Annotated in this window: 28 protein-coding genes and 2 pseudogenes; 8 read left to right on the forward strand and 22 right to left on the reverse strand. The window is 47.2% G+C overall.

Annotation, left to right across the window (positions count from 1 at the left end):
* Positions 1 to 5: 5 nt before the first annotated feature.
* From Xenpb_RS16000 to Xenpb_RS16015, 4 genes are all read right to left on the reverse strand, one after another.
* Positions 6 to 533, reverse strand: a complete 528-nt coding sequence (locus Xenpb_RS16000) for an integrating conjugative element protein (protein ID WP_187655229.1) — start codon at positions 531 to 533, stop codon at positions 6 to 8.
* Positions 512 to 1,207, reverse strand: a complete 696-nt coding sequence (locus Xenpb_RS16005) for a TIGR03759 family integrating conjugative element protein (protein ID WP_187655230.1) — start codon at positions 1,205 to 1,207, stop codon at positions 512 to 514. The genes Xenpb_RS16000 and Xenpb_RS16005 overlap by 22 nt, the downstream gene beginning before the upstream one ends.
* Positions 1,207 to 1,749: a PilL N-terminal domain-containing protein gene (locus Xenpb_RS16010; RefSeq protein WP_187655231.1), complete on the reverse strand. Its 543-nt coding sequence runs from the start codon at positions 1,747 to 1,749 to the stop codon at positions 1,207 to 1,209. Before Xenpb_RS16010 ends, Xenpb_RS16005 begins: the two co-directional genes overlap by 1 nt.
* A 175-nt stretch (positions 1,750 to 1,924) precedes the next feature.
* Positions 1,925 to 2,188, reverse strand: coding sequence for a helix-turn-helix transcriptional regulator (locus Xenpb_RS16015; protein WP_187655232.1), 264 nt, complete (start codon positions 2,186 to 2,188; stop codon positions 1,925 to 1,927).
* A gap of 780 nt (positions 2,189 to 2,968) precedes the next feature.
* Between Xenpb_RS16015 and Xenpb_RS16020 the strand changes: the two genes are divergently transcribed.
* Both Xenpb_RS16020 and Xenpb_RS16025 read left to right on the forward strand, forming a co-directional pair.
* A complete protein-coding gene (locus Xenpb_RS16020) occupies positions 2,969 to 3,157 on the forward strand; it encodes a hypothetical protein (RefSeq protein ID WP_047768403.1) in 189 nt (62 codons plus the stop codon).
* The gene (locus Xenpb_RS16025) at positions 3,147 to 4,772 is read left to right on the forward strand and encodes an N-6 DNA methylase (RefSeq protein WP_187655233.1); all 1,626 of its coding nucleotides are present in this window, start codon (positions 3,147 to 3,149) and stop codon (positions 4,770 to 4,772) included. Before Xenpb_RS16020 ends, Xenpb_RS16025 begins: the two co-directional genes overlap by 11 nt.
* 51 nt (positions 4,773 to 4,823) lie before the next feature.
* Here the strand turns inward: Xenpb_RS16025 and Xenpb_RS16030 are convergent, their stop codons facing one another.
* The 6 genes from Xenpb_RS16030 to Xenpb_RS16055 form a co-directional block, all read right to left on the reverse strand.
* Entirely contained in the window at positions 4,824 to 7,817 is a 2,994-nt protein-coding gene (locus Xenpb_RS16030) for an N-6 DNA methylase (protein WP_187655234.1), read from the reverse strand.
* Positions 7,818 to 8,391: 574 nt separating this feature from the next.
* Positions 8,392 to 8,904, reverse strand: a complete 513-nt coding sequence (gene ssb, locus Xenpb_RS16035; RefSeq protein ID WP_187655235.1) for a single-stranded DNA-binding protein — start codon at positions 8,902 to 8,904, stop codon at positions 8,392 to 8,394.
* Positions 8,905 to 8,920: 16 nt separating this feature from the next.
* A complete protein-coding gene (locus Xenpb_RS16040) occupies positions 8,921 to 9,130 on the reverse strand; it encodes a hypothetical protein (protein WP_074021426.1) in 210 nt (69 codons plus the stop codon).
* A 76-nt stretch (positions 9,131 to 9,206) separates the two neighbouring features.
* Positions 9,207 to 9,671, reverse strand: coding sequence for an STY4534 family ICE replication protein (locus Xenpb_RS16045; protein WP_187655236.1), 465 nt, complete (start codon positions 9,669 to 9,671; stop codon positions 9,207 to 9,209).
* Between the two features lie 314 nt (positions 9,672 to 9,985).
* Positions 9,986 to 11,992: a DNA topoisomerase III gene (locus Xenpb_RS16050; RefSeq protein ID WP_187655237.1), complete on the reverse strand. Its 2,007-nt coding sequence runs from the start codon at positions 11,990 to 11,992 to the stop codon at positions 9,986 to 9,988.
* A 12-nt stretch (positions 11,993 to 12,004) separates the two neighbouring features.
* The gene (locus tag Xenpb_RS16055; protein WP_187655238.1) at positions 12,005 to 12,718 is read right to left on the reverse strand and encodes a PFL_4669 family integrating conjugative element protein; all 714 of its coding nucleotides are present in this window, start codon (positions 12,716 to 12,718) and stop codon (positions 12,005 to 12,007) included.
* 67 nt (positions 12,719 to 12,785) lie between these two features.
* On the opposite strand from Xenpb_RS16055, the gene Xenpb_RS16060 reads away from it, so the two are divergent.
* Positions 12,786 to 12,974 carry a hypothetical protein gene (locus Xenpb_RS16060; protein WP_187655239.1) on the forward strand — a complete coding sequence of 63 codons (189 nt, stop codon included), beginning with the start codon at positions 12,786 to 12,788 and terminating at the stop codon, positions 12,972 to 12,974.
* A gap of 3 nt (positions 12,975 to 12,977) precedes the next feature.
* Positions 12,978 to 13,244: a hypothetical protein gene (locus Xenpb_RS16065; RefSeq protein ID WP_187655240.1), complete on the forward strand. Its 267-nt coding sequence runs from the start codon at positions 12,978 to 12,980 to the stop codon at positions 13,242 to 13,244.
* A gap of 109 nt (positions 13,245 to 13,353) precedes the next feature.
* On the opposite strand, the gene Xenpb_RS16070 is transcribed toward Xenpb_RS16065, so the two are convergent.
* The 7 genes from Xenpb_RS16070 to Xenpb_RS16100 form a co-directional block, all read right to left on the reverse strand.
* Positions 13,354 to 14,577, reverse strand: coding sequence for an STY4528 family pathogenicity island replication protein (locus Xenpb_RS16070; RefSeq protein ID WP_187655241.1), 1,224 nt, complete (start codon positions 14,575 to 14,577; stop codon positions 13,354 to 13,356).
* A gap of 91 nt (positions 14,578 to 14,668) precedes the next feature.
* Positions 14,669 to 14,926, reverse strand: coding sequence for a hypothetical protein (locus Xenpb_RS16075; RefSeq protein WP_187655242.1), 258 nt, complete (start codon positions 14,924 to 14,926; stop codon positions 14,669 to 14,671).
* A gap of 20 nt (positions 14,927 to 14,946) precedes the next feature.
* The gene (locus Xenpb_RS16080) at positions 14,947 to 15,522 is read right to left on the reverse strand and encodes a DUF2857 domain-containing protein (protein WP_187655243.1); all 576 of its coding nucleotides are present in this window, start codon (positions 15,520 to 15,522) and stop codon (positions 14,947 to 14,949) included.
* 79 nt (positions 15,523 to 15,601) lie between these two features.
* The gene (locus Xenpb_RS16085; protein ID WP_187655244.1) at positions 15,602 to 17,194 is read right to left on the reverse strand and encodes a ParB family protein; all 1,593 of its coding nucleotides are present in this window, start codon (positions 17,192 to 17,194) and stop codon (positions 15,602 to 15,604) included.
* A 3-nt stretch (positions 17,195 to 17,197) separates the two neighbouring features.
* Positions 17,198 to 18,562 (reverse strand): SPI-7-type island replicative DNA helicase, encoded by a 1,365-nt coding sequence (gene dnaB-PI, locus Xenpb_RS16090; protein ID WP_187655245.1) that lies wholly within the window; start codon positions 18,560 to 18,562, stop codon positions 17,198 to 17,200.
* On the reverse strand, positions 18,546 to 18,941 hold the full coding sequence (locus Xenpb_RS16095; RefSeq protein WP_187655246.1) for a hypothetical protein: 396 nt from the start codon (positions 18,939 to 18,941) through the stop codon (positions 18,546 to 18,548). Before Xenpb_RS16095 ends, dnaB-PI begins: the two co-directional genes overlap by 17 nt.
* Positions 18,938 to 19,825 (reverse strand): ParA family protein, encoded by an 888-nt coding sequence (locus tag Xenpb_RS16100; RefSeq protein WP_187655247.1) that lies wholly within the window; start codon positions 19,823 to 19,825, stop codon positions 18,938 to 18,940. Before Xenpb_RS16100 ends, Xenpb_RS16095 begins: the two co-directional genes overlap by 4 nt.
* Positions 19,826 to 20,114: 289 nt before the next feature.
* Between Xenpb_RS16100 and Xenpb_RS16105 the strand changes: the two genes are divergently transcribed.
* The 4 genes and pseudogenes from Xenpb_RS16105 to Xenpb_RS16120 form a co-directional block, all read left to right on the forward strand.
* Positions 20,115 to 21,386: an integrase arm-type DNA-binding domain-containing protein gene (locus Xenpb_RS16105; protein ID WP_187655248.1), complete on the forward strand. Its 1,272-nt coding sequence runs from the start codon at positions 20,115 to 20,117 to the stop codon at positions 21,384 to 21,386.
* Between the two features lie 139 nt (positions 21,387 to 21,525).
* Positions 21,526 to 21,732 (forward strand): AlpA family transcriptional regulator, encoded by a 207-nt coding sequence (locus Xenpb_RS16110; RefSeq protein ID WP_187655249.1) that lies wholly within the window; start codon positions 21,526 to 21,528, stop codon positions 21,730 to 21,732.
* Positions 21,733 to 21,835: 103 nt separating this feature from the next.
* On the forward strand, positions 21,836 to 22,774 hold the full coding sequence (locus Xenpb_RS16115) for a primase-helicase zinc-binding domain-containing protein (RefSeq protein ID WP_368666834.1): 939 nt from the start codon (positions 21,836 to 21,838) through the stop codon (positions 22,772 to 22,774).
* Positions 22,775 to 22,922: 148 nt separating this feature from the next.
* A pseudogene (locus Xenpb_RS16120) lies at positions 22,923 to 23,941 on the forward strand (helicase RepA family protein); the annotation flags it as partial.
* Between the two features lie 357 nt (positions 23,942 to 24,298).
* Here the strand turns inward: Xenpb_RS16120 and Xenpb_RS16125 are convergent.
* From Xenpb_RS16125 to Xenpb_RS16140, 5 genes and pseudogenes are all read right to left on the reverse strand, one after another.
* Positions 24,299 to 24,493, reverse strand: coding sequence for a CPCC family cysteine-rich protein (locus Xenpb_RS16125; protein WP_187655250.1), 195 nt, complete (start codon positions 24,491 to 24,493; stop codon positions 24,299 to 24,301).
* Positions 24,494 to 24,577: 84 nt separating this feature from the next.
* Positions 24,578 to 24,847 carry an immunity protein gene (locus Xenpb_RS16130; protein ID WP_187655251.1) on the reverse strand — a complete coding sequence of 90 codons (270 nt, stop codon included), beginning with the start codon at positions 24,845 to 24,847 and terminating at the stop codon, positions 24,578 to 24,580.
* 12 nt (positions 24,848 to 24,859) lie between these two features.
* A complete protein-coding gene (locus tag Xenpb_RS20525) occupies positions 24,860 to 25,477 on the reverse strand; it encodes an S-type pyocin domain-containing protein (RefSeq protein WP_368666835.1) in 618 nt (205 codons plus the stop codon).
* A pseudogene (locus Xenpb_RS20530) lies at positions 25,469 to 25,909 on the reverse strand (S-type pyocin domain-containing protein); the annotation flags it as partial. The gene Xenpb_RS20525 and the pseudogene Xenpb_RS20530, both read right to left, overlap by 9 nt.
* A 114-nt stretch (positions 25,910 to 26,023) precedes the next feature.
* On the reverse strand, positions 26,024 to 26,300 hold a 277-nt coding region (locus Xenpb_RS16140), incomplete at its 5' end, for an antirestriction protein (RefSeq protein WP_187655252.1).

A 26,300-nucleotide genomic window follows, 5' to 3' on the forward strand; every position in this document is an offset into this window, starting at 1 on the left:
GATAACTATTGAGAGAGCGCCGTTTCGGTGATTAACACCGGATAATGTTGCAGTTGCAACCGGCGAGCCAATTCCGAACCGGCAGCCGGCGATAACAAGACATCCGGTGCTAATGCCCGCAGTGACTGTAAACCGGCTATCTCACTGACATTGACGACCAGCCCCACGGCGTGCAATTGCTTGAATCGGGCGGCATTCTGGCTTAACCACTGGCGTGAGTCAGGATCATCGCCAATCAGAAATAACGCCCCAATGCCCGGCAATTGCAGTGATCGGCTTATCACCTGCCCCGGTGTCAGTTCCGGTGTTTTAACGGGCAACATCGCGGCTTCGCCAACCATTTCTGGTAAGGAATACGGGGGTCGTGCAGGAATATCCCCCGGTTGGGCATGAATACTTTCATAAAAAGGCGAGGCATCCTGGCCGCCTAAATCAGCAATGACATTCAGTTCAGCCTGACAGGTATTAATCCATAACAGGCCGATAATGGGTAACAGGCTCAGCCGTTTCATTATAATGATGTGATGTGCCATCCCTGCTCTCCTTGCCTCAATAGTACCGGCATCAGCCCCTTGCCGAACCGGAACCAGTGCCCCGCATCATGATTCAGTGTGATTTGCCGGTTGCGTACCCGTTCAACAGGGATATGATGGTTTTTGGCCCACAGCCGTAAGGTGTCATCATTACGTTGGCTGTCTACCAAATAAATATCGACGGGCGGGTTAGCCGCCAGGACTTCGCTCAAACGGATTTCACATTGTGGACAATCTTTGGCTCTGACAAACAGTGCCAGCCGGCCATTTGTCTCGCGCGATGTTGTCATATTGACTGGCAACATATCCGGAAACAGCCGCTGCCAGGCCGCATCCACTTCCCGCTGGAAGCGCAATTCTTTCTCGGTACGGGCAAATTCTGATTTAACCCACTGTTCAGCATAACGACGGCGTTCGGCATCACTGTCGGCTTCAATGCCTAATGTGGTCAGCGGATCAAGCCCCGGTGACTGGATACCCCGTGGCCCATTTATCAGGTACTGATAGCGCTGGTATTCACCGGCACTTAGCTTCCACTGTTCAGCCTGGCTTTTCAGGGATTGCAGCTGGCTTTCTGTCGATTGTGTCTGCTGCGAAGCTAGCGGTGCCGGTGTGGCTGCCCATACTGAACTGCTCAGTAACCAGACCAATAAACCGAAACGATGCAATTTCATCAGCGCTCTCCTTGCTGAGAGTGTTGAGCCGGGGTCGGTAACTGATAGCCCTTCCGCAAATGGTGGCAAACGACACGCTGCACCTCATCCACGTCCAGTTGCCAGGCCGGGCCTGCCATGATTTGCAATGCGGTGCGTAATCGGACAGAGCCTAACTGATAGTGCACCGAGGGCAATGGCTGGCGATATAAGATGTCATGGGTTTTATCCGGTGCACATAATGTGTAGCCCGATTGACGCAACACATAACGCATCGCATCAGCAACAGTGGGATTCTGGGACGCAGGGATATGGATATCAACCAATTGGGAAAGCGGGGCACGTTGTGCTTCTGTCGGGTCGGTACTGACCAGCAAATAACGGCCATAACGAACAACTTCAGGTTGTTGTCCATAAATATCCGGTGAAACAGGCTGAATGTTGCGTGTCAGCGTGACGGAAGGAAAACGACTTTGGGAAGGCTGAGATAGCGGTTGTTTTACGGGAGTCTCGCATCCCGTCAGTATGACCGCCATTAAGCCGATTAACGCGTTTATTTTCATGCCAAATAGGTTCCTGCTCAGTCGTAAAATAATCCTGACTATGCAAGGAACCCGGTGATGTATTCAATGAACAACTCAACTGTGTTTGCTGAAAATAAAGGTGTCGTAATAGGAAATAACGGATAAACCCTGAACCGGTATTATCGTATTACGTAGCATGGGTAATAACGGAACATTATTCAGCCACCGATTGACGTCTTCTCCGCTCAATCAAATTACCGTTGCGGTCAAAATAACGGCTGGGCCAGATTTCAGACGGCGCCATCTCCAGACAGGTAGCGATGATAAACTCCCCTTTAGGCCATGGGCGGGATAAGGTATTTGCCAGTGTAGAAGAACTGAGCCCCGATTCACGGGATAAAGCGGCGAGTGTCGTACCACGCTTGCGTAATGCACAAATAATTTCGGCTGGGTGCCAGTCTTGTTGAGTGTGAGTCATACCTGCTTCCCCTTCTGTTGATTATTGGTGGTAGTTCAGACAGGGTTTGCAATACCGGGAGTAACCGTCCGGCGAGACCGAAGCCTCCCCTGCCTGAACCGCCATTGAAGGTGCGATAGCAGGCACACTGGCAGAAAATTTCTACCAGTGGGTTACTCTTTAACAGGGTTGCAAATCCCCGACTATCAGATTTTGCTGATAGCTTTTTTACTTTAACTGATTAAGTTATCTAATTCAATAATCGAATATGTAAGTTTAACAAGTAAATTAAGTTATTTGTTACCGACTCTGTTCAAATAAAAAACAATTCAACAAGAAGGCACCATAATAATAGCTCATACATCTAACTGATCATGGTTATTTTAAAGCTTAGTAAAACGATATTCCAGACTACGTAAGAACATGTTTGTCGCTAAATAGGATTTCATAATGTTGCTACACATAGTGCCTTCAACCATTTGAATACAAAGGGCTTATGTTGTGCAAGGTGTAGCACTATTTTGGAATGTTATTTAGTTTTAACCGCTTTAATATATTTCTCAAATTTTCTTGTGATGAAAAATTCTTTTTCGAATTTTGGTTTGTATTGTCTTACACATTCAAAGTCGACTATTAAATCAGGCTTGATTGAAACAATATGTACTTACGTTAACAAACCTCCATAGGTGGTACAAAGAGAACCCTTTCCAAGGTACTCAAATTTTTCTACCAATGAAGCTTTCTATTTAGCCTAAAAATCTGTAACTTATGTTACATAACAAATATCACATAGGTTATCTAATGGCGAAAGGTGAATCAGGGCGTATAGTTTTGGAAGTCGATCCAGAATTAAAAAAAGCCCTATACTCAATATTAGCGCATGAACAACAAACACTTAAAGACTGGTTTGTAGATAAGGCTCAGAAACATATAGAAGAAAAAAGAAATGAACTTATTAAGAGTTTTTCAAAGGTAGATGATGAAATTTAAAGCAGACCAGACAAGCCAAAAGCTAAGAGGTGGTTACTACACACCTCAGAACTTAGCAGATTACGTAACTAAATGGGTGTTAAGTAAACGGCCTAAATCAGTTTTAGAGCCAAGCTGCGGTGATGGTGTATTCATTCAATCACTTAACAATAATCAATGTGATAAGACTATTAAGCTTTCTTGTTTTGAATTGTTTGATACAGAAGCTCAAAAAGCATCTGAACGTTGTCAAACCTTGGGCTTTGACAATGCTATTGTTACAGAAGGTGATTTTCTAGTCTGGGCAAACAAGCAACTGAATCTAGAACATAGTTTGTTTGATGCTGTTATCGGCAATCCTCCTTTTATAAGATACCAATTTCTTGAAAAATCATTTCAGGAACAGGCTGAACTTGTTTTTAAGCAATTAGGACAGAAGTTTACTAAACATACAAATGCTTGGGTTCCTTTCTTGCTATCGACTCTTGCTTTACTTAAGAATGGTGGTCGAATGGGAATGGTTATCCCTTCTGAGATTATTCACGTAATGCATGCTCAATCGCTTCGTAGCTATATGGGACAAGTCTGTTCAAAAATCGTGATACTCGACCCGAAAGAGATTTGGTTTGAAGATACTCTGCAAGGGGCTGTCATTATTTTAGCTGAGAAGAAAGAACGGCTTGAACAGCCATCAGAAGGTGTTGGTATTGTTAGTGTAAATGGTTTCGACTTTCTTGAAGAATCCCCTGATGAGCTATTTAACAAGACCTTGGGAATAAACGGCGAAACAATAGAAGGTAAGTGGACAAAAGCAATCTTGGAAAAGAACGAACTGTCACTTATTAAAAAGCTTATTAGTCATGAATCTATACATAAATTCAGAGACATAGCAAAAGTTGATGTTGGCATTGTAACAGGAGCCAACAAGTTCTTTTTAGTAGATAACGAAACTATCAAGCAATATGGATTAGAACAATACGCTCATCCTATGTTTGGCCGTAGTCAACACTGCCCTGGTATCTTGTATGACAAAGTACAACATGAGAGCAATCAGGATCAAGGTCTTCCAACAAACTTTTTATACATCGAAGAAGAGCTTAAAAAGCCTCCTGCAAAGGTAAAAGATTATATTGAGCTTGGTGAAGCTGAGAAATATCACGAACGTTATAAGTGCCGTATTCGCAAGCCTTGGTATAAGGTGCCATCCGTTTACAGCACCGAAATTGGCATGCTGAAACGTTGTCACGAAGCTCCTCGACTGATTTTAAACCAATTTGGAGCATACACAACAGATACGGCTTATCGTGTATCTTCGACTTTCACAAGCGCAGAAAACTTGGTGTGCAGTTTTTTAAACCCTCTCACAGCCATCACAGCAGAGTTAGAAGGGCGTTATTATGGTGGTGGGGTATTAGAGCTTGTTCCTTCTGAAATAGAAAAGCTTTATATCCCAGTCATTGAAGGTAATAAGCACGATATGATTACTCTGAACCAGCTAGTGAAAGAAGGTAAAGTTGAAGATGCTATGCGAATGCAAGGAGACGCAATTTTATCTAAATTAGGTTTTACCAATGAAGATAATGAAAACCTAATGTCTATTTGGAAAAAGTTAAGAGATAGACGTTTACGTAAATAGTATGTATCAAAATCGCAGCTCACTTAATATGAGCTGCTTTTTATTTTTAAATTACAAATGGTTATATAAATCAGTAACAGAAGGGATTCTACTGTCTAGCACACCAAGATCGAACAAATCTTTTATAAACTTATCCATTTGTTCTTTTGCAGTGTCGAACTGTCTTTCTAAAACGATTTTCGAGCGTGTATCTGCTTTGGATATATCTGAATGCAGTTTGTTCATTCCTTGTTGTAAATCTGCAATAACGTCATGCTTCGCTTTTTCTTCTATATTGCCAAAATTGATTATTGGGATTGGCATCCGTATTTGAACTTTTGTCCCACGGGCGACAAAACCACCTCTGAATACTTCACCATATATCGAAGCAAACCACTCTAAGTATCTTGAAGATAGAATCGCTTGAATATAGTAAATAGAATAAGGACAAGTTTCAGGAACATTAATGATACTGTAACCAGCGGTTCCCCCTGATGATATGAAGGTCCTGTTATTGTCTATTGAATATTTATAGCCATTTGATAAAACGCCCACAATGATCTTTTGTGGTACATCGCAGTTTTCGAGAGCTTGACTACGGCCATATCTATACCATTCATTAGGTGTAGTAGGATCAGGCTTAATAGAACGTTTGCCATTATCTAAATTATCTTTTATTACTTGCAAGAATTCGAACATTTTCGGGTAATTCTGCTCTAAATCCGCATATTCTATAAGTTGAACTCTATCACCTATTTTTTTGTATGGATAAATGACGAAAGCATTCGGCTCTACGTCTTTATACGTATAGAAATGCTCTTCTCCTGAACGCTGAGTTTCAAAGTATGGGCGAGTCAATTCTTTCTCAACATGATATTCATGACCATCGTATGCAAAGTAAATATAGCCTTGTTCGATCTTAATCTCTTTGTGAATATAGTAATCGTTGGCACTGGTTTGAATACCGTTTGCAATCGCTTTTTGACCTAAGATATCTCCTAATCGCTGGGACTTACTGTACATCTTCTGCAAGATTTCATTGGTTTCTTTTTCCAAAATCCAAGTATCTGAATCCAATTTATCTACTTCATAATTACTTGATAGCAAGAATGTATCTTCACGAATGAGCCATTTCTTGAAATTCTTCACCTCATAGAAAGAAAACTTTTCTTGCTGAGATTTTTTCAAAAATAATAAGCAAGTATAGGTTGTTTTATTTTTGAAAATTTGATTCGAACCAAACGAAATTAGTTTACAAAGGTATTTATTATCAGAAAGTAATTTACGTAGATTTTTACCAGCACCTACTTTGGTAAATTTTGACGGCAGTATATAGCCTAAATAGCCATTATCCTTCAGAAGTTGCATTGAACGTTCTACAAAAAGGAAATACTTATCGAATTGTTTGAAAGCGGATTTGTATTTCTTCTTGTAAATTGGTAGTTCAGCTGGCGTTATTTGCTTCATGTGTTCGGTTGCCATGTAGGGTGGATTACCCACAATTACGTCAAAGCTATGACCAACGTTAAATGGATTAACACTAAAAAGATCAGTTGGTTTCACATTGTCAGACAGAGTAATCAAACTATTTCCGAAAAGAATATTGCTATCTGTTTTTGGTAGAATTGGCGTATTGGGGCCTATAGTCTCTTTTGACTCACCTTCAAGTAGTTTGAGAAGTAGACCAAACGAACAGGCTTTAACAGCGTTGAAGTCTTTATCAATACCGTAAATACAGCGAGTTAGAATCTCTTTTTTAACAGAGAGTTTCAATTTGAAACTGTGCTCAGTTAGCTGTTGCAATTTCGAACGATCATGTTCAATATAGTAGTCAATCAAAATATCTTGAATCGTCTGAAATACTTCAAGTAAAAAAGCGCCTGAGCCACAAGCAATATCTGCAAATTTAGAGTTTAATATCTGCTCGTCAGATTTGTCTTTACAGAACTCAATAACAGTATTTCGAATAATATCTTTGATGATATGACTGGGAGTAGTAACAACATCCCGATCAATGTGCTCTTCTTTTGGCTGAATCTCTACTTCGCCAGGCTCCTTAATGCGTATTTTTTCACTCAAAAACACTTCGTAAATACTCCCTAAAATATCGGAAGAAAATACGGAGAAAGAATATGCACTTTGGGGGAAGTAAAGCTGTTCGATGATTGTCCAAATACAAGAATTTTTATTACTAATCAGTTCGTCAATATTTTCAAGGGCGAATAGGCCTGAATTATATTTTCGATCAGAATCTTGTAATTTACTGATAAGAGATTGAAAATCTTTTTGATGAGCAAAATGATAAAGTGTCTCATAATCTTCCAAATCTCGGTCTTCACAGACACGCAAAAACACTATGCTGTTGATGTAATTCTGCGTTAAGTCATTTAGTTTTTCTTCACTTAATTCAGGTTTGATAGTAATGAATTCATTAGCCAGCATCAAACGCCAATCGTTGATTTGTTTCAAAAACAGATCATCAACGCTGAAGCGCGAAATGTTGTTTTCAATGTCTGACCATTCAGAATCGAATCGACCAGAATACACGCTGTCTTTACCAAGAATCTGCTGAATTTCATTAAAATTATCAACTAGCTCAGTGAAGTGATATAATTTAATTCTGGAATTAAAAGCAGTATCGTCTTCTGAGACTTGGTTAGAACAATCATAGATTGCAGTGTATTCAAAGTTTGATAAAACTGAGATTTTTAATTTTGCTGTAAAGCCGTAACGACGAACTTGTTTTGCTGGTTCTGGATCAGTTGAAACCAGAACACTCGGTTTTTTAGCTTCGACGAAGAACTTACGTTCTGAGAAGAAACGGAACGTGTAATCAGGCTTTTTAGTGTTTTCTCCTGCTCTAGCTCTTAAACCTTCCTCAACCAATACTTCACGCTCATTCGTCGGCTTACCGTTCGAATTTGTGATATCCCATCCAAGGATCATGAAGAACTGATCAAGAAAATCTGTTCTTAATTGAGTCTCATTATAGCGACTGGAACGATAGTAATCTAAGTCACTATTGAATCGATCAACCAAACGTTGTAACTGTTCAATTTTTGTCATTTTATTATTTCAGAAGTTAAGCTATCCAGTCCAAAGTTGCTAAGGTGCATACAATTAGCTCCTGTGAATTAAATTTGCGTAATATTTGCGTAATTTTTGTTTCATGAGTGATTTGAATCGCCTCCTGTACAATAGATACTCTGTAGCATTACAAAAATTGAGTCAAGTCAGAATGTTACCACTTGGTGGTATAGCGTACTACTGGCACAATTTTGGGAAAAAATGAGTTAGCTAAGTGATCAATGCACCTTCTCCCTGTAAGAAACTCCACTCTACCCGGTTGATCTGACTGAGTATTGGACTTCACGATATTTTGTACGCTTGCCTACCAATCAAGTTAACTCAGATTCGCTTACTCTATGCACCTCTTACTTCCTTCAGACCCAGCAGCTGTCTGGCAACATCTTTTCCAGCTGGATTATATTCCTTTCAATCGGGGCGATTCAGAATTCTTTCAGTCTGAAAGGCTTGCCAGTTTTGCTGGGCAAACAAAAAAACCCAGCATATTTGCTGGGTTATCATTTAAATCAACCAATAAAAGAAGTTATTTTTATACTTTTGTTTTATACATGATCTAGAATGGGATCTCTGAATCCCAATCGACGTTCTCCTCTTCCGGTAACACAGCAGGTTGTACTGCCGGAGTCACCTTTCTTTCCTTATTGGCGGGTTTAGAAGACGGTGGCTTCGGTGCTGGCTTATGCCCAGTTTGCTGAACCGCCGTCTGTTTTGCATCTCCACGGCTGCCCAGCATCTGCATCGTGCCATTCACATTCACCACCACTTCGGTTGAATAGCGATCCTGCCCCTGTTGGTCCTGCCATTTGCGCGTTTGCAGCTGGCCTTCAATGTAAACCTGAGCGCCTTTTTGCAGGTACTCCGCCGCAATTTCGGCTAATTTGCCGAAGATCACCACCCGGTGCCACTCGGTCTTCTCCCGTATTTCACCGGTTTGTTTATCCCGCCAGCTTTCTGATGTTGCCAGTGACAGCGTTGCCACGGTACCGCCGGTTGGCAGATAACGGATCTCCGGATCTTGCCCCAGATTACCGATTAAAATCACTTTGTTGATACCCCGTGAAGACATATCGATTTCCTTTCTGTTACGCTGACTGACGTTGTGTCCAGCGCCCCTGTTTCAGGGCAAACTCCGCCTGCTCACGGCGGGCAAAATACTCTGTTGATTCACGAGAGCACGGGACGCCCTCATCCATCGTGCCGATATAAAAACCTGCACGGGTTTGCAACACCGTTAACGGTAATTGCTTATAACAATATTGCAGTGCCAGAACGCCAATGGGGGGAATAGTCATCTCTGTACCCTATTGTATTTGTTAGCAAAGAGACTGCCCTGAAACATCAGGGCAAGTCAGTGGAGTAGAATGAATATCAGAATGAATTTTCTGCATATTCGGTTTGCGCAACACCGTTTTGTGGCGGCGTCGAATCGGATTGTTCGGCCTGATACACTTTGTCCTGCCCGATTTTAATCCAGTCCACTTTAATCAGGCGGGCTTTCAGGCTGACGCGCTGTTCACCGGCATGATCGCCGCGTTTCAGGGTAAAAATATCGGTGGACGGGTTACTTAAGGTAAAGCCCAGCAACACTTTTTTGTCCTCGTCTACGGCCTTCTGGCAACGACCCACCAGACTGGTCGCTTCCTTACCGACCACGGTAATATCAAAACGGACATAGACCGGATTATCACCGGGACCATTTAACGCATTAATCACACAGCTCAGGAACGTGCCACTGGCGGTGCTGACATGGCGGATATGATTCAAATAGCCGAGTCCCTTGATATTCAGGTTGAAATAGTCGTTTTTGGTTAATGCTGTTGCGTTCTCAGACATACGATGTTCTCCATGGAGGTAAACAATAAGGGGTAACGGAGAAAATCCTGTCCCCTGACGGGAAGGTTTTTCCCCGCCGGGTGTCAGACAGATACGTTACTGACGCGCTGATAAAGAATAATGAACCTTCATTGCCGTTGAGCTGGCAATATCCGCTTCCAAAGGTGGGCAGATGTACCGCGTTGAGGCGCTCCCTTTCAGGCTACGGGAGTTTTACAGCCACCCGGAGGCGATCGTTGCAGGCCCACCGATCATTTAAGAAACAGGTTAATTCTTAAAGTATCCTGTCAAGGCGTCAATCCACAATCAGATCTTCATGTCCGTTGATTTGCCCGCCGGGCTTTGCGCGATTGGGTGACCGCTTTGTCATTCAGCATGCCTTTACAGGCCGGGTAGTTCACACAACCCCAGAACGGCGCGGTTTTTCCCTGCCGTTGCCGCATCCGGCCGCCACAGTTCGGGCATTCGGGGGTTTTCGGCAACGTCAGATGCAGCGGCTGTGCCTTGCCGCGCTCGACTAAATGCAAAAGCCACTGCGCCTGTTTTTGCATAAAAACCGCCAGCGACGCTTTGCCCTGTGCAATATCTTCCAGCGATTGTTCCCATAACGCGGTCATGCCCGGATCTGTCAGTACCGCTGGCAGCCCGGCAATCAGTTCCTGCGCCAAGGGCGTTGCGTGGATCGCTTTCTTTTTCCGCTCAATCAGCTGGCGTTTAAACAACGTATCCAGAATGCCGGCCCGGGTCGCTTCCGTACCCAGCCCGGCACTTTCTCGCAAGATTTGTTTCAATTGCGGATCACTGACCAGACTGGCGGCATTTTTCATCGCGGCAATCAGGGTACCTTCAGTAAACGGTGCCGGCGGTTTGGTGTACAGTGACTGAATTTTTGCCTCAATCACCTGACAGCGATCGCCCTGGTTAAGGGCCGGCAGGGGTAAATCGGCTTCCTGCTCGTCTTCCTTTTCGTGCTCTCTCGTTCCATCTGCAAACAGTGCCTTCCAGCCTGTGATCACAGTCACCCGGCCTTTCACCCGGAATAATTGCCCGCCGATATCCAGTGTTACCGCAGTCACATCGGTTTCCTGCGCCGGCAGAAATTGTGCCAGATAATACTGACGGATAAGCTGGTAGATCTTTAACTCGTCGGTTGTTAACCGGGTGAGATCAAAAGCATGACGTGTGGGAATAATGGCATGGTGCGCCGTGATCTTGTTGTCATTCCAGACCCGGGAAACACATTGTTTATCCAGCTGGCTGATAATGGTCTCCATAGCCGGGTCGGTGCGCGCCAGTGCTGTCAACACGACAGGAATATCTGCCTGCATGGACGCTGGCAAATAGCCGCAATCCGTACGCGGATAGGTGGTCGCTTTATGGGTTTCATACAGGGACTGGGCAATCGCCAGCACCTGGCTCGCCCCCATCCCCCAGTGACGGGAAGCGGTCTGCTGCAATGTCCCCAAATCAAAACAGAGCGGCGGGGGCGTTTTCTCCCGTTTTTTGCTGACATCCATGACGGTGGCGTGTGTTGCCTGCTGACAACGTTGCTGAACGGCCTGAACAATATCCGGCTTAATACAACGGTTTTCTTCATCACACTCATCCGTTACCGGCTGCCATTTGGCCCGAAAACGCATGCGGTCTTTTTCCAGTTTAGCCACCAATTGCCAGTAAGGTTTTGGCTCAAACTGGGCGATGGTCTTATCCCGGTTCACCACCAGTGCCAGTGTCGGGGTCTGCACCCGCCCGATGGACAGCACATCGCCAAAACCCAGGGCCTGCGCTTTCAGGGTATACAAACGGGTCAGGTTGATGCCCGTCAACCAGTCAGCGCGTGCCCGTCCCAGTCCGGCCTGATAAAGTGCGGCCGTCTGCTCACCCGGCAATATCGCCGCCAGTGCCTGCCGGATGCTGGTTTCATCCAGTGCCGACAACCAAAGACGCCTGACCGTACCGGTGAAATGGCAATACTCCAGCAACTCCCGTGCGATAACTTCCCCTTCGCGGTCAGCATCGGTGGCAATAATCACCTCATCGACCTGTTTCAATAATTGCTGGATCACCGCAAACTGTCCGGCCGTCTCTTTTTTGACTGTCCATTGCCATTGCGAAGGTAGCACCGGCAGCACCTCCATGCGCCACGGCGGACCAAATTGCTCGCCATAGTGTTCGGGCGCGGCCACCTCCAGCAAATGCCCGATGGCCCAGGTGACAATCACACCGGATCCGGAGAGAAATCCCTGCCCGCGCTGTTTCACCCCCAGGACTTTGGCAATGTCTTTGGCCTGGGAGGGTTTTTCACACAGATAAAGTGGCATAGTTGCCCTCCCTCAGCCTTGCGCAGCCGGGCGCAATGGCGGCGAGAAAACCGACTGCAACTTGCCTGACAAAATGTCGGGATGGGGTTCACCCAGCCACTTAATCGCTTCAAGCCCGGCCGGCGTTTTTTCCGCAATATCCTGCCGGGTGACCGCCAGTGAACGGTAAGAGCGTACAATGCCATAAATCTGGCGGATGGCACGGCTGCCATTGTGCAGAAAGGCATCACGATCTGAACGTGAAATCAGCCCGTAATGAAAAACCTGAAACGTTTTCATCGCCAGCTGGTCGTAACCCACCAGCAGCCAGACACAGCGATAGCCTAATGGTGAGTGGCTGTAAACCCCGATATTCAGCGGTTCGACGGAGGAAACGGCGGATAAGGTGATCTGCTGTGGTACCGCGTTCAACGTATCCTGCAAAGTGGCAAGACTTTGCTGGAGATTGACGGAAGCCTTATCCAGCGCTTGTTCCAGCTTCACCAGCCAGGTATCGGCATACGGATTATCGGCAGCGGCATCCACACTGATCGTGCCCGCGCGTTTAATCACCTGCGGCATCCCAAGAATGTCTGAAAATTTTCGTGGATTGCTGATCTCTTCCCGTCTGCGCCCTGCCCACAGACGGATGGCATAGTGGGTATGCAGTTCAATCGTTAATGAAGATGTTAAGACGCCCACACGTAAATGTGGTTGAGATGATTGCTTTTCTTCTGAATCAGACATGCACAAGAACTCCTGTATTGCCTTGATAAGTCGGTGAGACTATTAGGGCAAAGGCGTCTGCAACTCAATGGATAACCAGTTATGGAATAAGAGGAAAATCGACGGGATTGACTTGAGGTTAAAATCGATTATTTTTCAGGCACTGCTGGCAGTGCCAGCAATGTACGATATTGATACAACAACAAAACAAAGTGCCATCCTGATCAGGCCGTCTTTCCACAGAAAGTCTGCTCATCGTAAAAAGGGCGATTTTTAGTCAGTGCTGGCACTGCCAGCATTGTATGATATTCATACAACAATAAAAACAGAAGCGTCATACGATCTGATTTTGATCGAAACATCATCGGGAATGAAGAAAAAGCAAAGTGCCATCCTGACTAGACTGTCTTTCCACAGGAAGTCTGCTCATGGTAAAAAGACGATTTTTTATTCAGTGCTGGCAGTGCCAGTGCTGTATGATATTTATACAGCAATAAAAACAGAAGCGTCATACGACCTGATTTGGCCGAAACATCATCGGGAATAAAGGAAAAGCAAAGTGCCATACTGACCAGACTGTCGTTCCACCGAAAGCCTGCTTATCGTAAAAAGGCGATTTTTTAGTCAATGCTGGCACTGCCAGCAGCGTGCGTTTTTTAATCAATAACATCGCGGTGATATTTTGCCAGCGTCAGCTTTTGACGGATGTCTTTCACTATGTTGCGGACATGGGCTTGTGAGGAAGGTGAAGCGGGACGCTCAACATGTTGGGTGAATTCAACCAGCTTCTTCGCAGCGGCAGACGTAGTAACAGCGGTTTCAGGTTGTCCATATAATTTTCCCTCCCGTGCCCGTTTCATCATCGCCAGCAACCAGCCGACCGGATTGCCGATTTTTCCGGCCTGTAACGCCTTATCCAGACAATTCAGCACGGTCTGCGCCTGTTCATCAGGCAACGCCTGCAACTGGCTGTTCAGCATCGTCACCGCTTCCGGCTCCAGTTGTCGGCAAAGTCCCTCTGGCAGAAAAAGAGCGGACTGCGGGTCTACGTATGTTTTTTTATTCACACCCTGTGTGAAAGAACGTACATAACGGTTCGGTTTAACGGGATCACTATAACGCGTTGATTTAAAATTGAGTTCGGATGCCGAATTCAGCACAGTGTGTTCCTTTTGCTGACTCAGTTCGGTTTCCGAACCCGGCTTTATATGACTGAGTTCGGTTAGCTGTTTTCCTTGTTGAAAGTTTTGGCGCATCACCCTTTGCTGCGGGGTCTGCACGGCATTCAACCGTTCTTCCAGCAAACGGATATGACTGTGACGATGGCGCATCATCGGGTCGTCTTTGATATCGGTCAACACAGCCCAGGCGGTCTGACTGATGGTGCGGTTTTTACTGCGACAGGCTTCCGCCACCGTATCCAGCCAGTGGGGATCTAACATTTCGGCATCACGGCAGGTCAGCGGCTCATCGTGTTGCGCATAAATATTGCCCCGCACCCGTCCGTGTTCATCCCTGATCCGCTTACATAAACTCAGCCAGCCGGTGATCCGCAGCATCAGTAATACCCGGCTGACGGTTTCACGGGAGGCTTTGCCTTTATAGGGCGAAGCCAGCAGGACCTGTAATTCATCATAACTGGGAAAAACGGCCCCTTCATGGTGTTGCGCATACAGACGGATCATCATCCAGCCCGTTTTATCCAGTGGCGACAGGCGATCATCCAGCAACAGACGGCGGGGATAGGCATCATGAATATTGCCCATAAACAGCAGGCCACTGCGCAGTTGTGAGACGTCATTGTCCGCCTGTTTTTCCAGGCGCATTTTCATTTTGGCAATGGTGTGTGCAATTATGCTGTCGGCGGACAGGTTCATCATGTTCCCTTTTCTGCGGCGTTAGCCTTAAAAAATAATGTCAGGGCTGCACCCTGTTGCAACAAGGTGCAGAATGACATAACTTCAGTCATATTTAGGATTTACGAATTTCATTGTTGTAGCGTTCATGGAGCATCAGCTCCCACGATTGCCCGTTATCACGGCTTAACAGCCGCCAGAACAAGCCCACATTGATTTTCAGATACCCCTTGCCTTTTTCTTTCAGCCGGACGTAATTGCGCCCGCCCTGCTGGTAGCACCGTACCTGATGTCGCGCTTTATGGCGCAGTGACAACGGTGCGGTTGTGGGCACATGCAGACCAGGGATCATTTCCGTTAATTTTCCTGACATCGTTTCCTTCATTCCCTGTTTTATGCCTGTTTTTTTACCGGCATCGCTTCACCACTCTGCTGCCAGTCCTTCACGGCACGCCAGACGGACGTCAGCGAGACCGCATGGTGTTCAGCCATCTCCATCATGATATCCAGCCCTTCAGCACTGTCCGCATCGGTAATCATTGCCGCCTGCCAGCGTTGCCACAGGTCACGGCTTTCATCTTCCGTCAGTGACGAGCCGCGCCCCGGCCGGACTGCCATGCCGGCAATACGTCGGCGGGCGGCAATTTCCAGACTGGACAGGCCAAAAAAATAGTGCATCAGCTCAATAGAGCCGCCCAATTCCAGTGCCCGGTCAATCCGTTTCATCCGCTGCTGCTCGATACGCGCCTGATGTAAGATGCGCACCAGATTGGCGTGATGAACATGAACGCTCAGCACCGACACCGGGCTGTTGCCTAAGTAATGCAAATCTTCAATCGTCAGGCGCTGCAACATCAGCATCTCCGCAGGTGCCAGCCCCAATGCCTCACAACGGCGGATATAGCCGTTCTTCAAATCCATCACCAGCTGCATCAGCAGGCTGTTGGTGGCTTGCGATAAATGATTCATACACTTCCTCCACTATCAGGCCAGTCAAAACGCAATGAATGAACAACACACTGAAAAGCAGGCACCCACACTGGCATCGCTACATCGTCAACGTCTCCGGAACAATCTCACGCTGAAGCTCACGCAAGCGGCGAATAACCCGAATAAGCCGCAGAAACTTCACGGTCTGGGTATCATCCAGCAGAGGAGATTCTTCCCGCCTGGCGGTGCCAAGCAGAACAGCAGTCAGTGTCAGCTCACTGCTGTCAGCCGTGGTTTCTCCGGTCAGGGCGTGCAATAAACGCGAAAAAGGATGGGCATTTTGCGGATTCACCAGACAAAATCCCGCCGAACCCGCCTCCGATTCCGACAACAAATCGCTGTCACAGCCGATCACTTCCGCCAGTTCAAACGCCAGCCGGAATGCCATGTTTTGCAGATGTTCAATATCATCCTGCATCGGGGAAATCGCCCAGACCGAACTGACCGGCTCCAGCCCGGTTTGGGCAAAAGACAGGCATTCTGCATCAAAAACAGGCAGCGTTGATTCAGGCGGATTATCGGGACCATCCAGCTGATAAGGTGGAATGACCGGATTTTTTCGGGGAGACGTAGCAGGCGTTTGTGCCTTATCAACCGGAGAGCATTTCGTCTCAGGTGCCTGCACCGTTTCAGTACCGGATTTAGCCATTATTCGTGGGTTCGATTCTCTGTCTGGCACTCGAACCTGCTCCGTTTTTTTCGTCTCAGGCTCTTCCGGCACTGGCACAGGATCAAACGTGGCGGCCTGCTCACCAAAGAGTTGTCGGCGGTTACTTTCTTTCGGATCTAATTCCAGTACCCAGCGGTCATAATTGAGCAGCGGGTGTGGCAGTGCCTGCAATAAATCGCCAATCAGCTCATCCCGGAACATCTCCGGCGACCAGGATTCAGGGGAATCAAACTTGCGGCAGCAGTTACCAAAGACTTCATCAAAGGTGACGGTCGGTTCCGGGTTTATACTGGTCACATGCTGTTGCCAGACCGCCTCGGCATCCAGCCGCAAGGCCAGTAAAGGTCTTATCTGTGACGAACCCAGCCCGGATTCCAGCAGATTAGGCATCCACGGGTACAGGTATTTCACAGTATGCTCCATCCGGCTGATGTGACCATCGCTGACAGGGAAACCCGCCTGACGCAACAGCGCTGACAATTCCCGCAGGGAGATTTTTTTCTGTTGCTGCTCTTCATAAATTGCCCTTGCCTTGCGGATACCCTGCGCTTTTTCAATAAAGCTGAGTTCACCCCGCAGCTCGTTTTCCGCCAGATGCCCGATCACACACTGTAAGCGCCCCGGCCACGGTTTAAACAGGCAGTGAATGCGATAAAAACGCTCATCCCCGGTTTCCTGCCACAGCTCAGACAGAATTTGATAGCGCGTATTCCCGCCATCACTGAAGATATAGACCTCATCGCCGTCCGGATCACGTGTGACTTTCGGCACCGTATCCAGCCCACGGGCTTTGATCGATGTCTTGATATCGTCATAACGCGGGTTGCGACTGGTGCGGGGGTTATCCGGATTGGGGCGTAACTGATCTAATGTCAATACCATTGGCATTTCCGCCATCGGCTGACTGTCATTGCGGGTAGCCACGGCCTGTCTTCCCTGCTGCAACAAGGCACTGCCTAAATTCAGCGTATTGCGTCCCATCCTTTACCTCCCGCCGCTGTCGATATCAGAAAAACGCGTATACCGGCCGTCAAACCGCACACGCACCGTGCCTGTCGGTCCCTGACGCTGCTTACCGATAATGATCTCTGCAATCCCAGCGTCCGGTGTTTCCGGGTGGTAGACTTCATCGCGGTAAAGATGAAGAATGAGATCGGCATCCTGCTCCAGCGAACCGGAATCCCGCAGGTCGCCGTTGTTCGGACGTTTATCGGCGCGGCCTTCCACCTGCCGGTTCAGCTGGGACAACGCCAGTATTGGACAACCCAGTTCTTTGCCCAACGCTTTCAGGCTGCGGGAGATATCGGCAATTTCCTGAGTGCGATTTTCCTGCCCGGGGGCGCACATCAACTGGAGGTAATCCACCATAATCAAAGCGGGTTTGCCGTATTGGCGGGTATAACGGCGGGCACGGGCGCGCAATAGCGCGGGGGTCTGGTGACTGCAATCATCAATAATCAGCCGCTTATCCCATTGGGCAAACTGATCCAGACTCTGGCTGATGCGTCCCCACTGTTCATCATCCAGCAGACCGCTGCGCAGCGCACTTAATGCTACGCTGCCTTCCATCGCCGACAAACGCAGTATCAATTGGGCGATCGGCATTTCCAGGCTGAAAATCTGTACCACCGCATCGTCCCGATGCCGCAGGGCACCGAGACAACAGGCCAGCCCCAGTGCCGTTTTCCCCATGGAAGGACGGGCGGCCAGCAGAATGAGGTCGCCCGCCTGTAAGCCACAGGTCATTTCATCCAGCGCCTGAAATCCTGTGGGGGTGCCAGTGATCCCATTGCTGCCCTGTATGCGTTCCAGATGGGCAATCAGGGTATCTGCGCCTTGCAGCAGGGTCACGGCCTGATGCTGCCGGGCTGCCCCTTTTTCCGCCAGATTAAACAACTGGATTTCTGCCTGCTCAATCAGGGTTTCTGACAGAATATTGGGCTGAAAGACTTCCGCACTGAGGGATTTACCCAGTGCCAGTAACTGACGTAACCGGCTTTTTTCCGCCACAATGCGGGCATATTCTTCAATATTGGCCGCACTGGGCGTGTTTTTGCACACTTCCGCGACATAGGCAAAACCGCCGGCGCTGTCTATTTGTCCCCACTGTGTCAGCCTGTCGGTCAGGGTGATCAGGTCAAACGGACAGTTTTTTTCGCTCAGTTCAGCAATGGCCTGATAGATTATTCGGTGCGCCGGGAAGAAAAAATCGTCGGCAACCAGCAGCTGAACAATGCTATCCCAACGATCATTTTCCAGTACCAGGCCGCCAATCACGCCCACCTCGGCATAAGCATAGCTGGGTTCCGCTTCACTGATGGCCTGTAAAGCCTCATGATCCAGATTCATGGGTCACCTCCCTGTTGACGGCATTCAGTGCCCTCACTAAACGCTGTTGCAAATGCGGAGAAGAAACCCAAAACAAGACTTCTTTTGCGGTCAAATACTGTGGTTTGCCATTTTCCCAGCCGCACTCCAGCAGGGCCAAATCATCCGGTGTAGCGGACATCAGTGACAGCTCGCGTAATTCCTCTTCATGACGGGGACTGAAATGCCCGACGTTCTCAGGCGACACTTCCCAGATAATGGGTAATAATGTCTGGTATTTCGCCAGTGCCGCTTTACGATCAGGCGCATCGACAAACACAAACCATTCATCCTGTGTATCCGTAAAGGGTAATTCCGCATTGTCATAACAAAAACAGACGGCTCGCCAGATAATATTCATTGCGCGTTCCCCGTCGGTTGGTTGACCAGCACGGCATCAAATTTCGCTTGCCATTCAGGGAACAATTCACAGGCCAGACTGTACATGGTCTGGGCGGCGGCGGGACTTTTGCGGGTGGTTTTATACTCAAGACGATGAACGGGCTGGGCACGAACATGCCCCAGTTTGTAGATATCCAGCAGATCTATTCGGGTGTTCAGCAACTGATAAACACACCTGCCGCCCAGCGCGGACGCATCATACCGTTGCTGTTCGATAATATCGGTCAGTTCATTGAGCGTGTCGCGATCTAAATTAGTGCCTTCAATGCCATTGGCCAGTATCTGGATCAGCGGAAGCTGAATGCCGTAATTTTCAAATGACTTAAGGCGGGTCAGCATCCGCAGCGTGCCGCGCAGGAACTCCCGCACATCCGGCAAAATCGGTTTAATTATCCCCAGCACATGATGTGTGGCAGCCAGCACGACCAGTTCTGTCATTACCCCGGTTGCACCTTTGGAGTCAATAATAATGACATCGTATTGATGAAAAAGTGGATGTTGCAAAATATTGCGCAGACGAAGACGCCCGTCAGGGGCGTGCAGCATCGACGTCGGCAGGAGTTCATCGGGATCATTGGAGACAATGATATCGAGGTTGTTGATCACTGAGCGTGAAATAAACTGGTTTGGCTGATTCAGATCCACCGTCTGCATCAACAATTCATACAGCCCCGCGGGGGCTTCATAGCCCAGGTTAAAAATACTGCTGGATGTGGGTTGCGAATAATCGCCATCAATCAGGAGAGAACGTAAACCGGCATCGGCCAAGAATCCGGCCAGATTAGCCGCTTTTGTGGACTTACCTTCACCGCCTTTAGGGGAAATTATCGGAAGTATTTTCATTTTGTACACTTATTCAATTGGTTAAGCGTACAAATTGTACAAATTAGGAAATTTTACATTGAATTAACTTACGATGGGATTGAAAATCCCCGTGTCGGTGGTTCGATTCCGCCTCCGGGCACCACTTCAACTTCCAGTGAAGTCCAGCCCAGTCAAACAATTCTCAGCAAATCCTGCAAAATCAACACCCTTTCTTATTTTTAGGTCTAGTTTCGTCTGTTGCAATCAAGATGCAGCGAAGGGCATAATTCGGGGCACTTACCGTTCGATGACAGGAATGCTCTTAATAATGAAACTAAACGCACGACAAATCGAAACTGCAAAGCCCAAAGAAAAAACCTACAAACTTGCCGATGGTGGTGGTCTTTATTTAGAAGTCTCGTCACGCGGCTCGAAATACTGGCGGATGAAATATTATCGCCCAACCGATAAGAAAGAAGACCGATTGGCATTCGGTGTTTATCCGGCGGTATCATTAGCCGATGCCCGTGCTAAGCGCGATGAAGCCAAGAAGCTGATGGCTCAGGGGATCGACCCCAAAGCTGAGAAAAAAGGCACACCAACACCCGCCAAAGTTAACACCTTTGAACAAGTCGCCCGTGCATGGCACGCCAGTAACAAACGCTGGAGCGATAGCCACCGTCAAAAAGTGCTGCGCAGCCTTGAGCAGTCTATTTTCCCGCATATCGGCTCACGCGATATTACCACATTACGTACCAGCCAGCTTTTAGCCCCCGTCAAGGCCATTGATGAGCAAGGCAAACACGATATCGCCCAGCGGCTGCGTCAGCGTGTTACCGCCATCATGCGTTATGCCGTCCAGAATGATATTTTGGAAACCAATCCGGCCAATGATATGACTGGCGCACTCACCACCACCAAATCCCGTCACCATCCCGCCCTGCCCCATGAATGTTTACCGGATTTCCTGAACCGGTTGTCTGCTTACCGCGGGCGCTTACTGACCAAAATCGCGGTCGAGCTGGCGCTGCTGACGTTTGTGCGCTCCAGCGAACTGAGATTTGCCCGCTGGCAGGAAATTGACTTCGAAAATGCGGTGTGGAAAATTCCCGCCACAAGGCAACCCATCAAAGGCGTTCGCTTTTCTGAACGTGGCATGAAAATGAAAACCGATCACATTGTCCCGTTGAGCCGTCAGGCTGTCCGGCTTATCAACGCATTGCAGGAGCTGAGTGGCAACTGCGAAGTGATGTTCCCCAGCGATCATGATTCCGTGAAAGTCATGAGCGAAAACACGGTTAACAAGGCATTACGGGCAATGGGTTACGACACCCAGACCGAAGTCTGCGGGCACGGCTTCCGCACAATGGCACGTGGTGCAATGGGAGAATGCGGCCTGTGGAGTGATGACGCCATCGAACGCCAGCTCAGCCACATCGAACGCAACAACGTGCGGGCGGCGTATATTCACACCTCTAAACATCTGGATGAACGGCGGCTGATGGTGCAGTGGTGGGCGGATTATCTGGATGCGAACCGGGAAAAATCCATCACACCGTATGACTTTGCCAAACCGCTGCACGACAAAAAGAACCGTTAGTACAATTTGCAACCCGTTAATTTTCATCGGGAGAAAAACAATTAACGCTGTTCATTTAATCTTGCATTTTAAATAATCCGCCTGTCATCAAGCAACGTCCAAAATGAGCGCTCAGGGACTCGGTAACAGGAGAATGAATATGACAATGACAGCATTAAAAACAAGTCTGATCCGTCTGCCGGAAGTGCAACGCAGAACAGGTTACAGCAAAGCGTGGATTTACAAACTGATTAGCGACGGCGCATTCCCGCAGCAGATCAAAATCGGACCTCGCTCAGTGGCCTTTATTGCAGAAGAGATTGATGACTGGATCGCCCAGCGTATTGCAGAATCGCGGGCGGCATAACACAGAAAAAACGATGACATAAGAAACATAAAATATAACGCCCCGAAGTGCTCGTAACACTGACAGGGCGTTTCACCAACAACCATTCGTAAGGTAAAAAATAATGGCTGATACACAGCATACCCAAACTCGCCCTGAATTTACAGTTCAAAAAACAGCGGGCAATCCAAAACCGCTTGATCTGAGCCAGACCGTAAAAACATCCGCAATGTATTCGTGGCAAAACCTGCTGCCCGCTTGCGGTATTGATGTTCCGGCAAAGGGTAAACATGGTGCCTGTCCGGTTTGTGGCGGCACCGACCGTTTTCATTTTATCGACGATCACCATCACGGCAACTGGCACTGCCGCCAGTGTGATGCCTCGAACTATGGCGATGGACTGGATTTAGTGGCAAGAACCAATCGGATCACAATTACGGAAGCAGCCAAAGTTGTCGCGGATGCGCTGGCGCTGCCTTTGCCCGCCCCCAAGCCAGCCAGAGAAATCACTTACCCGACACAGCCCATTGCCGAAAGAGTCGCGGCACTGATAGCACAAACTGTTGCTGGACAGTCTCCTTATCTGACTGCAAAGGGGCTGTACTACCCTAATCAGAGGCTGTTGCCCGATAATTCGATGGTGTTGGCACTAACAACACTGGATAAAAAAATCACCGGCGCACAGATTATCAAACCCAATGACGAGAAAAAATTACTGTCTGGCAGCCAGAAGAAAGGAGCGTTTATTGCCGCATCAGCGCTGGAAACGTATCCCAACACGGTGATCATCACCGAAGGTTACGCCACAGCCCTGACCGTTAACCAGTTACATCAAGGCAGCGCTCTGGCGGCACTGGATGCAGGCAATTTATTTTCTGTCGCCAAAGCCGTTCGGGAACGCTGGCCGGACGTAAAAATCATTATTGCCGCAGATAATGACTGGCATCGCCCTAACGAACTGGATAAGCACGGCAAACCGAAAGTGAATATTGGCAGGATCTCAGCAGAAAAAGCAGCGCTGGCGGTGAATGGTTGGATTTCTTTACCACCGACAGAATACTAAAGCCGACTGGGATGATTATCGCCAGCAATACGGCATTGAGGCAGCACAACAGGCATTCAATAAGGCGTTATATCAGGTGAAAGAACCGATGAGCAGTGACGCAATAGAAACCCGTCGTTATGACAACGTCGAGAGCATTTATCCAAATCGTAAAACAAAGTTACCACTCTCAGTCGGCTCTGAGGGCTTTGACGCACAGTTAGACTACGTGGTTAAGGGCATTATTCCGGCGCATTCCCTGTGCAGCATTTACGGGGCGAGCGGTTCATATAAAAGTTTTCTGGCGGGGGCGTGGGGTTGTCATATTGCTACAGGTAAAGCATGGGCTGGAAAATCGGTTGCTCAGGGTGCTGTACTGTACGTGGTCGGTGAAGGTGGGATCGGCTGCCCCGGCGCATCAAAGCATGGGAAATCGTCAACGGGCAGACGGTTGAAAATATGTACCTGATCAACACTCCCGTTTTTCCGGCCTCGCCTACCGAAGTGCATGAGCTGGTGATTGCCGCTCGGCAGGTTGAAGCGGAAACAGGCCAGCCGGTGCGCCTGATTATTCTGGATACGTCAGCCCGCTGCTTTGGCGGTGCGGATGAAAATGATTCAAAAGATATGGGTGCGTTTGTCCGGGGTTGTGACGAACTGAAAGCCAAAACAGGGGCAAGCATTCTCGTGGTGCACCATTCCGGCAAAGACGAAAGTAAAGGCGCGAGAAGTTCCAGCGCCCTCCGTGCCGCGTTGGATGTTGAATACAAAATCAACCGGGAAGGGAAAAAAGGTGGCTCGCTGGTTATCACCTGTACCAAAATGAAAGATGCCGAAGAGCCGGACACCAAAGCCTATGATATGCGCGTGGTGGAGCTTTTTACCGATAAAGATGGTGAAGATATTACGTCACTGGCTCTGATTGACAGGCCACGCGATCCGGTCGAAGAGGAAGAAATGGATCATGTCGCCAATAAAACCGATAACCATACGGCACTATGGCAGTGTATCCGGTCGCGCACTGCCCTGAAAGAACCTTGCAGCATTGCCCTTGTGCGTGATGATTTAAAATCGATGGGCGTGAATGTGAAGAATTTCAGCCGCTGGTTAACCAAGTTGGAGCAAGACAGACTGATTACCCGCCACGGGCAGGAACTCACCATCATGAATCAGAACAATGAAGATTAAAAAGTGAGTCAGAAAGTGAGGAACAGTGAGGAAAGGAATTTTACTGCTCACCGTATTCCTCACTTTTTTCGCCTATATACGGAAAAAGTGAGGAGCACAAAATACATTGATTTTTAAGGATAAAAAATTATCAATTCCTCACCTGTTTTCACAGTGAGGAAAATAAAAAGTGAGGAGAAAAATGAGGAGCAGGTGAGGAAATATTTTTTCTGGCAGGTGTTTTTCAGCTCTCCGTGCTACCGGGTTAATGTATTAGCCCGGTAGCACGGAGAAGACAAGCGCAGCGCGTCAGTCAGCGGTGTAACATAACTTGATATGGGAAAAATAATTTACGAACACTTTTTAGTGTAGGTAAAGTTAGATTATTTTCTTACCTTCTGAAAATGCTTTTCTTGCTTCATTTAAACTCATTTCATTAGCTCCTCCTTGAAAGTCAGCATTTTTAGACTGCACAGGATCATCCTCCCATCCACAAATGTCACAAATAAGGTATTTGCCAAGTTCATCAAGGGCAGTATGATTACAACATGGGCAATGATATTTATCATCCATGACTGCTCTGATATTTTGGTATTAACCTTTTAAAATAAAAGCTATTTATTTAAACAAATAGCTTTTAACAATTCTTTTTAAAAATCAATCAATTAATTTACTATACTTTTTTGTTCTGGAAAACTCAGGCTCTTTCCAATTCGGACCTTTAATTGTCTTCCCTTTATCATCTTTAGATAATTTCCCCTCGTCTAGTAGCCTTTTGTACGTCGTCCATAGTTCATTTTTTTCAATGACTTCAAAGTTAAATCTTACATACATACGATCTATAGATGGGTAGGAGCTTTTAAGAGAAAACACTAAAAGTATATCTTCGACAGATTCATTTTTTATCATTTGCTTTAATGGACGCATATTATTATCTCTCTATTTATATTTAGCTTCTTCTGCAAGATCAGCAGCATGAATGGCTTCAGGTGTATATAGAGGATATGTTCTTTCATGAATTTTGTAATCCTCTAGGGTTGCAGCATGGGCATGATTCCAAATATCCTCATCATGAACACCATCGGGAACACCTACAACACGATAACGTTCTAATTCCCTTATTTCATGTGTGTAGTATCGCCTATCATAATCGGTGGTAAGTATCTCTCCTGATAGAATTTTCTCTAAACGCTCGATCATTATTGTATTATCAATACTTTCTTCAAATCTGCTGGTATGTAGTTTAACTTTATCTAATCCTTCTTGTGTAATTTCAACATTTCTCCAATCTAAATCTTGAATAGGGCCACCCGCTTTATCTGGATCATAGGTACGACCACTGTATTTACCTTTTTCCGTTCCACCATAAGGATCGCTCAAATAAACATAAATCGCTGGTATATTCGAGATCGGGAAAATCAGAATATAATCCCGGAAATCATGCTCCTGTAAGGGGGTGGTCGTCTTCGTCGGCCCGTGGTCTGTGCCATCTGAGATCGGCGTTTCCGTTTTGTTCCCCGCGATTTCATTCGGATCTTGCTGCGGGTTAACAAGTATTCCGTCCCGCCATGTTCGCTGTTCTGGGATCGGTAAGCCGGGCGTTTGGCTGGTGAGCGTTGGATCAAGCGGGATAACTTTGACGTTTATTGAGGTATCATGCTTCCCATACTGACCACTAATTTCATTTTGCGATATTCCGCCTGTTTGTGGATCTGCATACCAAACCAGTGTTGGTGAATCTGCATCATCTTCCCAAAACTCATATTGGTTGAGTGAACTATTGTATTGTACATGGCGAACTTTGACCTGTTCTAACCCGCTTTCTTCATTGGTATGGTATCCCACGGGGATTGATTGCCCGGTTTTTACATCTTCGACAAACCGGTAACGGACACGTGTTGGAACAGTGCCCTTTTCATCGGCAATTTTTATCAGATTTTTATGGCTCTCTAAATCACTGTCGCTGCCATTCCACCAACTTCGCATCATCGCGCCCAATACTGCTACGGATGTTCTGACGAGATAAGCATCACGGGATAACTCATACTGGTCAGGCGCTTAAGAAAAGAGCAGGATTAACCGCAACATCCTGTGTTGGCAATCTCAATTGTGATTATTATTTAAACTGCGGGTTAATGATGGGCTCAGCACCTTCTCCGGCGTACTTAAATCCAGTACTGCGCGTATCAGTTCGGTTTCCGGGTGTTGCCGCGCATATTCACGCAGTTCGCCGAACCAGTACGCATCCTCATTGGGTTCATCCAGCACCGCGATACGGGCAAACACCGCTGTTGTCACCGCCAGCCCGAACGCGTCGGCAGAAAGTGTGATAGTTAACGCATTATCCGGCAGACAGACAGAATACGTGGCGGCGGACGTC

It is taken from the genome of Xenorhabdus sp. PB62.4 (genome assembly GCF_014467285.1).
Classification (GTDB): Bacteria; Pseudomonadota; Gammaproteobacteria; order Enterobacterales; family Enterobacteriaceae; genus Xenorhabdus.